The 12661-nt window shown below is 63.8% G+C and carries 10 protein-coding genes; 5 read left to right on the forward strand and 5 right to left on the reverse strand.

All coding sequences use genetic code 11. The features are described 5' to 3' along the window. Positions 1–43: 43 nt before the first annotated feature. Genes HUS66_RS13015 through mpl form a run of 3 tightly spaced genes read right to left on the reverse strand, consistent with a single transcriptional unit; the run spans position 44 to position 2722 of the window. On the reverse strand, positions 44–664 hold the full coding sequence (locus HUS66_RS13015) for a LysE family translocator (protein WP_175071337.1): 621 nt from the start codon (positions 662–664) through the stop codon (positions 44–46). Positions 665–693: 29 nt separating this feature from the next. Continuing rightward, a complete protein-coding gene (locus HUS66_RS13020) occupies positions 694–1353 on the reverse strand; it encodes a flavin prenyltransferase UbiX (RefSeq protein WP_175071338.1) in 660 nt (219 codons plus the stop codon). Next, positions 1346–2722, reverse strand: coding sequence for a UDP-N-acetylmuramate:L-alanyl-gamma-D-glutamyl-meso-diaminopimelate ligase (gene mpl, locus HUS66_RS13025; protein WP_175071339.1), 1377 nt, complete (start codon positions 2720–2722; stop codon positions 1346–1348). The genes HUS66_RS13020 and mpl overlap by 8 nt, the downstream gene beginning before the upstream one ends. 169 nt (positions 2723–2891) lie before the next feature. Between mpl and HUS66_RS13030 the strand changes: the two genes are divergently transcribed. Continuing rightward, entirely contained in the window at positions 2892–4151 is a 1260-nt protein-coding gene (locus HUS66_RS13030) for a 6-phosphofructokinase (protein WP_175071340.1), read from the forward strand. A gap of 123 nt (positions 4152–4274) precedes the next feature. Here HUS66_RS13030 and HUS66_RS13035 read toward each other — a convergent pair whose 3' ends face one another. Next, positions 4275–5915 carry a bifunctional protein-serine/threonine kinase/phosphatase gene (locus tag HUS66_RS13035; protein ID WP_175071396.1) on the reverse strand — a complete coding sequence of 547 codons (1641 nt, stop codon included), beginning with the start codon at positions 5913–5915 and terminating at the stop codon, positions 4275–4277. 256 nt (positions 5916–6171) lie between these two features. On the opposite strand from HUS66_RS13035, the gene ppa reads away from it, so the two are divergent. Beyond that, a complete protein-coding gene (ppa, locus tag HUS66_RS13040) occupies positions 6172–6702 on the forward strand; it encodes an inorganic diphosphatase (RefSeq protein WP_175071341.1) in 531 nt (176 codons plus the stop codon). A gap of 256 nt (positions 6703–6958) precedes the next feature. Here ppa and HUS66_RS13045 read toward each other — a convergent pair whose 3' ends face one another. Then, positions 6959–8344 (reverse strand): DUF2333 family protein, encoded by a 1386-nt coding sequence (locus HUS66_RS13045; protein WP_254628825.1) that lies wholly within the window; start codon positions 8342–8344, stop codon positions 6959–6961. A gap of 271 nt (positions 8345–8615) precedes the next feature. Between HUS66_RS13045 and dsbD the strand changes: the two genes are divergently transcribed. The 3 genes from dsbD (at position 8616) to accC (ending at position 12540) form a co-directional block, all read left to right on the forward strand. Next, complete coding sequence (dsbD, locus tag HUS66_RS13050; protein ID WP_254628826.1) at positions 8616–10496, forward strand: protein-disulfide reductase DsbD; 1881 nt, start codon at positions 8616–8618, stop codon at positions 10494–10496. Between the two features lie 195 nt (positions 10497–10691). Continuing rightward, on the forward strand, positions 10692–11147 hold the full coding sequence (gene accB, locus HUS66_RS13055; protein ID WP_175071343.1) for an acetyl-CoA carboxylase biotin carboxyl carrier protein: 456 nt from the start codon (positions 10692–10694) through the stop codon (positions 11145–11147). 46 nt (positions 11148–11193) lie between these two features. Further along, positions 11194–12540 (forward strand): acetyl-CoA carboxylase biotin carboxylase subunit, encoded by a 1347-nt coding sequence (gene accC, locus HUS66_RS13060; RefSeq protein WP_175071344.1) that lies wholly within the window; start codon positions 11194–11196, stop codon positions 12538–12540. Positions 12541–12661 lie beyond the last annotated feature (121 nt).

Here is a 12661-nt window from a genome sequence, read left to right on the forward strand (position 1 = left end):
CCTCTGGCCCGAATCTACAGCCAAACCCAATCGCCAGATCCGCTTAGCCCAGCGCCAGCCAGACACCAACGCCGATCATCAGCGTCCCGGCCAGGCGATTGAGCAGCCGCACGCGCCCGGCGCTGCCAAGCAGCCTCCCGGCGCCGCGACCGCCAGCGGCATACAGCATCAGACAGACGAACTCGATGGCCAGGATCATCGTTACCAGCACCATGAGCTGCGACGCCAACGGACGGCTGGCATCGAGAAACGGCGGCAGCAGAGCCACGAAAAAGGCCCACCCCTTGGGGTTGGCAATGGCGGTCACGAATCCCTGCATCATCAGTGTCCGGCGTCCAACCGCTTGCTGCTCGCCGGAGAGCTCGGGGATCGCCATGCGCCCCCGTTCGCGCCACATCATGATGCCCAGGTAGGCCAGATAGGCACCACCGAGCCACTTGAAGGCGGTGAACAGCGCCGGCTGGGCCAGCATCAGCGTCGCCACCCCTGCCCCGGCGGATACCGCCACCAAAGCAACGCCGGTGAGTTCGCCAAGCATCATCCATAGCGCGCGGCGCACGCCCTGCGTCATCCCCAGCACCATCGCCAGGGTCATGCACATGCCCGGCGTCAGTGACACCAGAAAAAAGGTCGGCACGAATACCGACAATGTGACCGCTGCCATTATGCTTCCTCCTTGAAATAGCTCACAAACTACTCTCCCCAGCGGGGCATCAACCGGTGCTCGATGCCTAGCTGGTTGAGAATCCTGGCGACGATAAAGTCGACCAGGTCGTCAATACTGGTCGGCTGATGATAGAAGCCAGGCGCCGCCGGCAGGATCACCGCGCCCATGCGGGTCAGACTCAGCATGTGCTCAAGATGGATCGCCGAGAACGGCGTTTCCCGCGGCACCAACACCAGGGTGCGGCGCTCCTTAAGGGCCACGTCTGCGGCCCGCTCGATCAAATTATTGCTGGCACCGCAAGCAATCGCGGACAACGACCCAGTGGAGCACGGACACACCACCATTGCCGAAGGCGCCCCAGACCCCGAGGCCACCGGTGCCATCCAATCCTCCCGGGCAAAGCAGCGAATCTGCCCCGGGCGCGCCCCACTGCGCGACGACAGCGCTTCTGTCAGCCGCTCCGGCTGTGCCGGCAGCTTGACGTCGGTCTCGGTGGCGATCACCAGATGAGCCGCCTTGGAGATCATCACCCAAACTTCATGGTTCGCCGCCACCAGCGCCTCGATCAGGCGCAGGCCGTACTGGGCCCCTGAGGCACCGGTCAGCGCCACGCTGACCGGAAAGGCAAAGCCCTCGGTCGCCGATCCTGGCGACGATGGCTGAGGCGATAGCTGAGATTCAGCCATGAGCCACCTCCAAGGCGGCAAGCAGCCGCTCGTGAATACCGCCGAAGCCACCGTTGGACATTGCCACGATGCGATCACCCGGCCTGGCCTCGGCCACTATTGCTGCGACCAGCGCATCGAGGTCATCGACTACCTGCGAGGCCACTGGGCTCGCCGCCACCACCTCGCCAAGAGACCAGTCGAGCCCTGCGGGCTGGTACCACCAGACCGCGTCGGCCGCCGCTACACTCTCGGCCAGGCGGGCACGCAGGGTGCCGAGCCGCATGGTGTTGGAGCGGGGTTCGATCACCGCCAGCAGGCGACCATCACCAGCGGCCTCGAGGCCGCCAAGCGTCGCGGCAATGGCAGTAGGATGATGGGCGAAGTCATCGATGACACGAATCCCGGCGATCTCGCCGCGCAGCTCCTGGCGGCGCCGCGGACTCTCGAAGCGCGCTAGCGCCGCTGCACCCTCCTCTAGACCGACGCCGAGGCAGCGGGCGGCGGCCAGCGCGGCCAGGGCATTGCGAGCGTTATACTCGCCGCTCAGGCCGTAGTGCACCATCGCTTCCTCGCCCCCTCCTTCATCGGCATGCTGCACACGAAAATGATGGGCATCGGCCGCCTCCAGGCTAAGCCGCCAGTCACTCTCAACGTCGGTCCCGAAGCGGCTGACCGGCGTCCAGGCGCCCTGTGCCAGCACCCGATCCAGTGCCGGCTCACCGTCCGCCACCAGTAGCGCGCCGTCGCCGGGCACGGTGCGCACCAAATGATGAAACTGGCGCTCGATGGCCGCGAGATCCGGGAAGATATCGGCGTGATCGAACTCAAGGTTATTGAGTACCGCGATCTCCGGGCGGTAGTGCACGAACTTGGAGCGCTTGTCGAAGAAGGCGGTATCATATTCGTCGGCTTCCACCACGAAGGGCGCACCCTCCCCGCCGAGGCGCGCCGAGACACCGAAATTGCGCGGCACCCCACCGATCAGAAAGCCGGGCTCGAGACCCGCCGCCTCGAGCAGCCAGGCGGTCAGGCTCGCCGTGGTGGTCTTGCCGTGGGTACCGGCCACGGCGATCACCCGCCGTCCGGGCAAGACATGCTCGGCGAGCCACTGGGGGCCTGAAATGTAGGGCAGCCGAGCCTCGAGCACCGCTTCCACCTCCGGATTGCCCCGGGAGAGGGCGTTGCCGATGATGACCAGATCCGGGCGCGAGGCGAGATTGGCTGCACCATAGCCGTCCTGCAGGGTAATCCCCGCAGCCTCAAGCTGGGTGCTCATCGGCGGATAGACGTTGGCATCCGAGCCACTGACCCGATGGCCAAGCTCACGGGCCAGCAGTGCCAGGCTGCCCATGAAGGTACCGCAGATTCCAAGGATATGTACGTGCATCGCGTGCCTCCTGCCAGGGTGGCAGGCAGACTAGCATGGCGCCCTCGCCGCCTCCATCCTGGTGCCTGTCAGCGCCCCCGGCGGGTGCAGGGCGCCTCACTTTGGGCTACTATGGCGACCTGACAATTCGTCCCTTCGATGACCCGCTTTCCAGGAGCTCAGCAGCCCCATGGCCCAGCACAACGCCTTCTATGCCCAGTCCGGCGGCGTCACCGCCGTCATCAATGCCAGCGCCTGCGGCGTGATTGAAGCGTGCCGTCGCCACGACGACAAGATCGGCAAAGTCTATGCCGGCCACAACGGCATCATCGGCGCCCTGACCGAAGACCTGATCGATGTGTCTCAAGAGTCCGACGAGACCATCGCTGCACTGCGCCACACCCCAGGCGGCGCCTTCGGCTCCTGCCGTTACAAGCTCAAGGACATCGAGACTCACCGCGCCCAGTACGAACGGCTGATCGAAGTCTTCAAGGCTCACGACATCCGCTACTTCTTCTATAACGGCGGCGGCGACAGCGCCGATACCTGCCTCAAGGTTTCTCAGCTGTCGGAAAAGCTCGGCTACCCGCTGACCGCTATCCACGTGCCCAAGACCGTCGATAACGACCTGCCGATCACCGACAATTCGCCAGGCTTCGGCAGCGTGGCCAAGTACATCGCCACCTCGACCCTCGAGACGTCGCTGGACATCGCCTCGATGTGCGCCACGTCCACCAAGGTCTTCGTGCTCGAGGTCATGGGCCGCCATGCCGGCTGGATCGCCGCGGCCGGCGCCCTGGCCGGTGAAGGTGAAGGCGAGCCGCCCCACCTGGTGATCTTCCCCGAGGTCGCCTTCGACCGTAAGGCGGTGATGGCGCGGGTCGAGGAAGCGGTCAAGCACTATGGCTACTGCGTGATCGTGGTCTCCGAAGGGGCCCGCTATGAGGACGGCACCTTCCTGGCCGACTCCGGCAATACCGATGCCTTCGGCCACCGCCAACTGGGCGGTGTGGCGCCGACGCTGGCCGGCATGGTCAAGCAGGACCTGGGCTACAAGTACCACTGGGCGGTCGCCGACTATCTGCAGCGCGCCGCACGCCATCTGGCGTCCAAGACCGACGTCGACCAGGCCTACGCCGTCGGCGAGAAAGCAGTGGAGCTTGCCGTGGCCGGCGAGAACGCCATGATGCCGACCATCGACCGGGTCAGCGATACGCCCTATGCCTGGGAGATCGGCGCCGCGCCGCTGAGCGAGATCGCCAACCGCGAGAAATTCATGCCCAAGGATTTCATCCGCGAGGACGGTTTCGGCATCACCGAGGCCTGCCGCCGCTACCTGTCGCCGCTGATCCAGGGCGAAGATTTCCCGCCGTTCGACAACGGCCTGCCGCGAGTGGCACGCCTCAAGCTCGAACGCGTCGAGCGCAAACTGCCTGTCTTTACTCTGTAAGCATCATGGCGCCGGGCATTCGCCCGACGACAGCCGATGATCAACACGAAAACGCCCCGGTTTGACGGGGCGTTTTGGTGTGCCTGCTGGGGCGCTTTTGGGCGCCAACCGGAGCGGGTGGCTTTAGCGCATCAGCCAGGAGATCACCAGCAGCGCCAGCAACAGCCCCGCCATCCCCTGCCAGAAGCGATTGGAGACCGATGACGTCGCCTTGGCGGCCTCGCCCTTGTTGCGAGGCTCCCGCAGCGCGACCACCAACTCCGAAAGGCGACGGAAGCGCAGCGCCCGCTGCGGATCAAGGGCCCGGCGCAGGGCGTCATCCAATGCCTGAGGCACCTCGGGATTCAACGCACGGGCACTCTTGTAGCTCAGCTGCTCCAGATCCGTGTGGCTTCGCAACTGATGCGGCGGCATATCGTAGGGTAGCCCGCCGGTGACCAGCCAATAGACCGTCGAGGCCAGAGCATACTGATCGCTGCGCCGGCCCACGTCGTCATCCAGCGCGTATTCCGGCGCACTGTGCTCGGTAAGGCCTAGCTGACGCGCCAGCTCCCGTGAATGTTTATGACCGTCGCCTTCCCGCAGCCGGCAGGCACTGAAGTCGGCAAGCACCACCTGCCCGTGGGTATCTACCAGCACGTTGTCGGGGTGAATCTGCTGATGGAGCAGGTCACGGCGATGCAGCGCCTGCACCGCCTTGGCCAGCTGACGCGCGATGTCCAAACGCTGAGAAAGGCTCGCTTGAGGGTGGCGCCGTGCCCAATCAGAGAGCCGCTCGCCCTCGATCAGGTTCATCAAATAATACAGATGGGTGCGCGGTCGCGACGGCTCCATGATGCGCGCCACGAAAGGCGACCTGACGCGCTCGACCACCCACTGTTGCAGCAGGAAGTGTTCGAGATAGGCATTGCGGCTGGACAGCTCGGGGCTGGGTGCCTTCATGACCATTTCCCGACGACTGACCGGGTCAAAGACCCGATAGACCCGCGACTGAGCCGTGCGCGACAGCACGCCTCGCACCTCGAGACCATCCAGACGCTGCCCAACGCTGAGCTCCGCCGGCACCGGCAGGTCGCCATACAGCTTGTCCGGGGCCTCGGTCTCGTCTTCCGGGAGGCGATCGACACGAACCAGCTGGAAACAGAACTGTTCGCCTCCGTAGCCCCGCTCCTGGGCACGCTCCAGTGCGGTAGCGGCCAAGCGCTCGCAGGCGGCATCCAGATCGCTTGCATCCTCGCGAATCAACTGCACGTAGTCGGAAGGCATCAGGGTGCCGCGCACGGCCGGGGTGGTGAACAGGAAGATATCGCCCTGTTTCAGCGGCATGGTGATGTAGTCGATATCCAGGTTGCCATCCATGCCCAGGGCGCGGGAGGGATAGCGATACCCGCCCAGGTCCGTCACATGGTCACGAGAGAGCTGCTCGAACTCGGCCCCGCGCAGGCGAAAGACCAGCGTATCGCCCATATGGAAAAGATGCGCCTCACGGCCGCGATAGATCATCGCCGACAGCGAGCAGACATAGCTGCCGCCGCTGACATGGCCGCTCTGGCTGTGGCACCAGCCGTTGAGCGCCCTTAGCACCCGCGTCGCCGAGGTCTTGATATCCCAATGCTCGGGAGTGGAAATATAGTCGGCAAGAAAGCCCCGCACGCTGAGCTCGCCGGCCTGATGGGCAATCGCGTTACGCGAATTCGAGTCGCTGATCAGTGCACAGGCCCCCTTCAGTGCCAACAACCGTGGCTCGGGAATGCGCACCGACATTGAACTGCGGTGACGACGACGCTCCGGCGCCACGAAGGCCTGCCCCACGCTCAGCGCTAACTCGGAATCCACCTGTCTGTCTCCTTGATCCGGCGGTCATACCCCCTCCTCTATTGGAGGCTGGGCCTATCATACACACTCAAAGGCCCTCTCGGAGCCCATAACGGCCTTGGTTGCATTGGTAATCGCGCCGCGCAGTTCGTATAATTCGCCAGACTTAACAGGCAACGATTACTGCCAACCCAAGGACGCGACGATGAGCTTCGACAAGATTCCCGCCGGCAAAGATCTCCCCAACGACATCTACGTCGCCATCGAGATTCCTGCCAACCATGCGCCGATCAAGTATGAAATCGATAAGGACCTCGATGCCCTGCTGGTCGACCGCTTCATGGCCACACCGATGTTCTACCCGGCCAACTATGGCTATATCCCGGACACCCTGGCCGACGACGGCGATGCACTGGATGCACTGGTGGTAACCCCCTACCCGGTGCAACCCGGCAGCGTGATCCGCGCGCGCCCGGTTGGCATCCTGAACATGACCGACGAAGCCGGCGAAGACGCCAAGCTGGTCTGCGTGCCGCACCAGAAGCTCACTGCCCTGTACGATGACATCGAGGAAGTCACCGACCTGCCCGAGCTGCTGCGTCAGCAGATCGCTCACTTCTTCGAGAACTACAAGGATCTCGAGAAAGGCAAATGGGTCAAGGTGGAATCCTGGGACGGCGCCGACGCCGCTCGCAAGGCCATCGAAAAGGCCGCTGCCGCCTACGCAAAAGCCTGAAGCGATCCGCGCGTCGTTCAGTGGAATCGTTCAGTGGACGGGCGAACGCCTAGGTAACGAGCCAAATCGTTACGCAGCCAGGTAAGAAACTCGTGCCGCAAGACCGGGCACAATGCAAAAGGGGCGCTCACTGAGCGCCCCTTTTCAGTACCTGCTTTTCAGTACCGTCTGACTATCTTACGCTTGCCTGGCTAAGCCGCCTTCGTTTCCGACTGGCTGGTATGCCATAGCGCGTGACCTGGCGGCTTATCGATGCCTAGCTATCCGCGTTGGTATCCACCTTATCAGCCGCCGAGCCGGCCGATGGCTCGACAGCACTGTCATCGTCACTGCTGGACGATGGCACAGCCGTTGACTCATCGGCAGCGGCCGCCCCGGAAGAACCGGCTGCCCCAGAAGTGGCGTCGGGCGCCTTGGCCTCTGCATCCGATGACGCTGCGTCATCGGCCCTCGAGGCATCGTCGGCTGCTGAAGCGCTGTTGTCATCTCGGCCTGACGACGAGTCTTGCGCTTCATCACCTGTCTCGGCTCCGGCCTGAGTGGCCGGCTGGTCGATCACAGGGGCTTGCGCTGACGCGTCACCCGACTGATTCAGCGAGGCGTCCGGCACACTGACACCCGCCAGGCGTCCGGAAAGCGCCTCGACCAGCTTCGCGGCGCGCTGAGTATAAGCGGCCATCATCAGCGAATGGTTGGCGAAGATGCCAAACCCCGTGCCGTTCAGCACCACCGGGCTCCACAGCGTGCGCTGCGCCTGCTTGAGCTCGGCCTGCAGGCGCTCCACCAAGGGCTCGGCATCGGCGGCTGCCAGCACGTCACCGTAGTCGGCGACCATGGCAGCCAGCAGATGCTCCAGCGCCCAGGCCTGACCCCGCGCCTCGAAGAAAATATCGTCGACCCGGTACCAGGGCGTGCGACCCGGCAATTGCTCGACATCCACCTCGAGTTCGCGCATGGCCTCTGGGTCAGCGACGCTGGCCGACAGGCGGTAGGTCAGCTCATCCAGGCGCCGGGCCACGCGAGACAGCCAATACGCCGGCACATCGCCCGCTGCCGGCAGCGCATCACGCTGCTGATTGAGATCACCCAACACTACGGCGTAGGCATCGCGGGCCTTGGCTATCCGGTGTTCGGTGGAAGGATAAAGCCAATCCCGACTGTCACCGTCCAGCCGCTCCTGGGCCTCGCTCAAGGCTCCTGCCTCCCGGGCGCTCTTTTCCACCAGGCTATGCGCTTCGCCGCGAGCCTGCTTGAGCACGCCAAGCTCCCAGGCGGGCATGTTATCGAGCCATAGTCCCGGCGGCAGCATGTCGTTACGCAGATAGCCCCCCGGCTTGTCGAGCAGCGTGTCGAGCAGGGTCATCTGGGTCGCGATGATGACCGCCCCGCGCCCTGCCGGGCTGGCATCGAGTGACACCGCCTTGGGCGAGTCAGATGCAAGCCGGCCACGCTGCTCGGCGCTAGCCTGCTGTACGTCGAAACCGTCCGGCGTCAGGCTCCACCAGGCACCCAGCGCCAGGGTAACGACCAGGTAGACAACGACCAGCCCCAGCAGCGGCTTCCACACCCAACCATACTCGGGGCGCTCCAGAATATCCGTGGGCCGGGTGGGGCGCGCCTTGCGTGATCCGAACAATGACATCGTCTAGGTCCTTGGCGATTGGGAAAGAATTCGCCCCCATTGCCGACACATGCTGGTCATGCAGGCGACGAGGCGCATGGGTTATCCTAGCAGGTGAATGCCCTAAAAGGTTTCCACGGCCAAGGAACTCCTGCCTGGCGTTCCGGTCGCAGACAAGCGCTGACCTCTGGCTGCCGTGATAACTGAGTTATACCTGAATTACACCTGACTCAAACACTTGCCGTCTTACTCTCTGCTTGTCTAAAAGCCCCGAATACCTGCAAGGATGTTGATGTTGATCTCACGCTTCTTTCTCGCCTTTGGCCTGTTGCTGGCCTTTTCGCTTCCGGTACAGGCCCAACTGTTTCCCTCGGGGGGCGGCAATGGCGACTTTCTGCCGGTAGAGGAGGCCTTCAGCCCCCAGGTCTGGATCGATGGCGACCGGCTTATGGTCGGCATCGAATCCGCCGATGGCTACTATCTTTACCGCCACAGGCTTAGCGTCAGCAGCGACACCTCTGAAGTAACGCTTGGCGAGCCTGTCTTGCCTGCCGGCACCTTCAAGAATGATGAATTCCTGGGCGAGGTCTATGTCTTTCATGACCGCGTCATTTTCCCGGTACCGATCAAGGCCCAAGGCGGGGCTGACTCGATCGACGTCACCTTGCACTATCAAGGCTGCGCCGAGGCTGGGCTCTGCTACCCCCCGCAGCAGGTCGAGCTGACGGCCTTGCCTGGCTCCACTCCGGCGGCCTTTACCCAGCCCTCCTCTTCCCCACAGGAAGACACGACCGCCCCCACCAAGACAACGCCTGAGACCTCCTCGCTGACCAGCGAAGACGGCCAGTTCAGCAACCTGTTGCAGGATGCCTCTCCGACATTGGTGCTGGGCCTCTTTTTCCTCGCTGGGCTGGGGCTGACCTTTACCCCCTGCGTACTGCCGATGATGCCGATCCTTGCCTCGATCATCGTCGGCCAGCGTCCCTCTCGGCTACGCGCCTTTGCCCTGTCGGGTAGCTATGTCACCGGCATGGCGCTGACCTATGCAGGCGTCGGGGTGCTGATGGGACTGTTCGGTGCCGGCCTCAACCTCCAGGCGCGCCTGCAATCTCCGGCGGTCTTGATTCCCTTCGCCGCGCTATTCGTGGTGTTCGCCCTGGCCATGTTCAGCGTCTTCCAGCTGCGACTGCCCGCCAGGCTCAGCCAGCGCCTGGACGCCTGGCAGGATCGCGCTCAGCGCAGTGGCCCGCTGGGACTGGCGCTCGCCGGCGCCCTGTCGGTGCTGGTGGTATCACCCTGCGTGTCGGCCCCTCTGGCCGGCGCACTGGTGTTCATCTCCTCCACCGGCGATGCCGCCATGGGTGGGCTGGGGCTGCTCGCCCTGGCGTTGGGCATGGGCGTACCGCTGCTGATCGTTGGCACCTTCGGGGCCACGCTGCTGCCCCGCAGCGGCGCCTGGATGCAGCACGTCAAGTCCGCCTTCGGCGTGCTATTGCTGGGTGTTGCGATCTGGCTGGTTGAGCGCCTGCTGCCAGGACCGCTGACGCTGCTGCTATGGGGGGCGTTGGCCATTGGCAGCGCCCTGGCGCTGGGCGCTCTGCGCTTAGATCACCCCAAGGGGGTTGCCCGGCTGGGCCAGGCCGGGGGGCTTATGCTGCTGACCTGGGGGGTCACGCTGGTCGTCGGCGCGGCCGGCGGCGCAAAAGACCCGCTGCGCCCGCTGGCCTGGCAAACCAGCAAGGCTGCCACCAGCGCCAGCCAACCGGCTGCCTCGCCACGCTTCACCACGGTCACGGGGCTCGCGGAGCTCAACGCCGAGCTCGACCGCGCCACTCGCAGCGGCCAACCGGCCTTCGTCGACGTCAGTGCCGACTGGTGCATATCCTGCAAGCTCATGGAACGCGACGTTTTTCCCAACCCGCAGGTGGCGGCACGGCTCGACGACTTTTATCGTATTCGCGTCGATGTGACCGATAGCAACGCTGAAAGCCGCGCCCTGCTCGAACGCTTCGAGCTATTCGGCCCTCCCAGCCTGATGTTCTTCAACGCCGGCAAGGAAATCAGGGATGCCCGTATTCAAGGTGAAGTGGAAGCTGCTCCCTTTGCCGATCACCTGAGCGCCTTGCTGGAATGGTTTGGCAAGGGCGATGCGCCCGCCGGGCACTCCGCCTGAGAGGCCCCGAGCGTCACTGGACATGACCCGTTTTTTTCGGCACACTCCGCCGACACGCCGTTCAGAGGCGATTATCAGCGGCATCGTGCAACATCATGCCGTGATCTAGACAAAGTTTGAGCAGGTTGACAGCGCCCTGAGCCGGATCAACCTGCCCGCCAGACCCACCCCATATCACCCGATCGAGACAGACTCATGGATATCCGCAAGGTCAAGAAGCTGATCGAGCTGCTGGAAGAATCCAACATCAGCGAAATCGAGATTCAGGAAGGCGAAGAGTCGGTTCGTATCAGCCGTCACCCCAACGGCGTGGCCTATCAGCCGGCCTCGGCCCCTGCTGCGCCGGCGGCACCCGCTGCTGCCGCTCCGGCAGCGCCTGCGGCACCGGCAGAGCCCGCCGCTCCGGCCGAGCCCACCGGCCATACCGTGAACTCGCCGATGGTCGGCACCTTCTATCGTGCACCGGCGCCGGGCGCCAAGGCGTTCGTCGAAGTCGGTCAGAGCGTCAAGAAAGGGGAAACGATCTGCATCGTCGAAGCCATGAAGATGATGAACCAGATCGAAGCGGACAGGGACGGCGTCATCGAAGCCATCCTGGCCGAAGACGGCGAACCGGTGGAATACGATCAGCCCATGCTGGTCATCGGCTAACGCCATTCTCACCTCCTCTTTCCATTCCAACCTGGGCGGATACAAGATGTTGGACAAGGTACTCATCGCCAACCGTGGCGAGATAGCCCTGCGCATCCTGCGTGCCTGCAAAGAGCTGGGCATCAAGACCGTGGCGGTGCATTCCCAGGCCGACCGTGAGCTGATGCATGTGCGCCTGGCGGACGAAGCGGTGTGCATTGGCCCGGCCTCTTCGGCGAGGTCCTACCTGAACATCCCGGCGCTGATCAGTGCCGCGGAAGTCACCGATGCGGATGCCATTCATCCGGGCTATGGCTTCCTCTCCGAGAATGCCAACTTCGCCGAGCAGGTCGAGCGCTCGGGCTTCACCTTCATCGGCCCGCGCGCCGACACCATTCGCCTGATGGGTGACAAGGTCAGCGCCATCGAGGCGATGATGAAGGCAGGCGTGCCGACGGTCCCCGGCTCCGACGGCGCCGTACCCGAAGACCCGGAAGAAGCGATGGCGGTGGCACGCCGCATCGGCTATCCGGTCATCATCAAGGCAGCTTCCGGCGGCGGCGGTCGCGGCATGCGCGTGGTGCACAGCGAGGCTCACCTGCTGTCCTCGATCAGCGTGACCCAGAACGAGGCCAATGCCGCCTTCGGCGACGGCACCGTGTACATGGAAAAGTACCTGGAGCAGCCTCGCCACGTCGAGGTACAGGTACTCGCCGACGGCCAAGGCAATGCCGTGCACCTCTATGACCGCGACTGCTCACTGCAGCGCCGCCATCAGAAGGTACTGGAGGAAGCGCCGGCACCTGGGCTCGACCCTGATGCCCGCGCTCAGGTGCTCAAGGCCTGTACCGATGCCTGCATCGAAATCGGCTACCGTGGCGCCGGCACCTTCGAATTTCTGTACGAGAATGGCGAATTCTTCTTCATCGAGATGAACACGCGCGTGCAGGTCGAGCACCCGGTCACCGAAATGGTCACCGGCATCGACATCGTCAAGGAACAGCTGCTCATCGCCTCAGGCCTGCCGCTGTCGATTCGCCAGGAGGATATCGCCCTCAACGGTCATGCCTTCGAGTGCCGCATCAACGCCGAGGATGCGCGCACCTTCATGCCGTCGCCGGGCAAGGTCAGCCTCTATCACGCGCCGGGCGGCCTGGGCGTGCGCATGGACTCACACCTCTACACCGGCTACTCGGTACCACCCCACTACGATTCCCTGATCGGCAAGCTGATCACCTGGGGCAAGAATCGCGAGAACGCCCTGACGCGTATGCGCAACGCATTGGACGAGCTGCTGGTGGAAGGCATCAAGACCAACATCGACCTGCAGAAGGATCTGGTCCGCGACGGCTATTTCCAGCAGGGCGGGGTCAACATCCACTACCTGGAGAAAAAGCTCGAGTCCGGAACCTGAACCTAACCTGAACGTGAGCCTGGGGCGGCCTAACGCTCGCCCCCGATGTTAACGACAGGTGTTAACGATAGGCGTTAACGAAAGGTGTTAACGAAAGGTGTTAAGGACAGGTGCCATCGAC

The organism is Onishia taeanensis, assembly GCF_013349955.1.
GTDB lineage: Bacteria > Pseudomonadota > Gammaproteobacteria > Pseudomonadales > Halomonadaceae > Onishia > Onishia taeanensis_B.

Bases quoted from the DNA above. Each gene is read 5' to 3' on its own strand.
- HUS66_RS13035 (WP_175071396.1), bottom strand. From the start codon at position 5,915: ATGTCGGTGCGCATTCCCGAGCCACGGTTGTTGGCACTGAAGGGGGCC.
- HUS66_RS13020 (WP_175071338.1), bottom strand. From the start codon at position 1,353: ATGGCTGAATCTCAGCTATCGCCTCAGCCATCGTCGCCAGGATCGGCG.
- HUS66_RS13030 (WP_175071340.1), top strand. From the start codon at position 2,892: ATGGCCCAGCACAACGCCTTCTATGCCCAGTCCGGCGGCGTCACCGCC.
- HUS66_RS13045 (WP_254628825.1), bottom strand. From the start codon at position 8,344: ATGTCATTGTTCGGATCACGCAAGGCGCGCCCCACCCGGCCCACGGAT.
- accC (WP_175071344.1), top strand. From the start codon at position 11,194: ATGTTGGACAAGGTACTCATCGCCAACCGTGGCGAGATAGCCCTGCGC.
- HUS66_RS13015 (WP_175071337.1), bottom strand. From the start codon at position 664: ATGGCAGCGGTCACATTGTCGGTATTCGTGCCGACCTTTTTTCTGGTG.
- accB (WP_175071343.1), top strand. From the start codon at position 10,692: ATGGATATCCGCAAGGTCAAGAAGCTGATCGAGCTGCTGGAAGAATCC.
- dsbD (WP_254628826.1), top strand. From the start codon at position 8,616: ATGTTGATCTCACGCTTCTTTCTCGCCTTTGGCCTGTTGCTGGCCTTT.
- mpl (WP_175071339.1), bottom strand. From the start codon at position 2,722: ATGCACGTACATATCCTTGGAATCTGCGGTACCTTCATGGGCAGCCTG.
- ppa (WP_175071341.1), top strand. From the start codon at position 6,172: ATGAGCTTCGACAAGATTCCCGCCGGCAAAGATCTCCCCAACGACATC.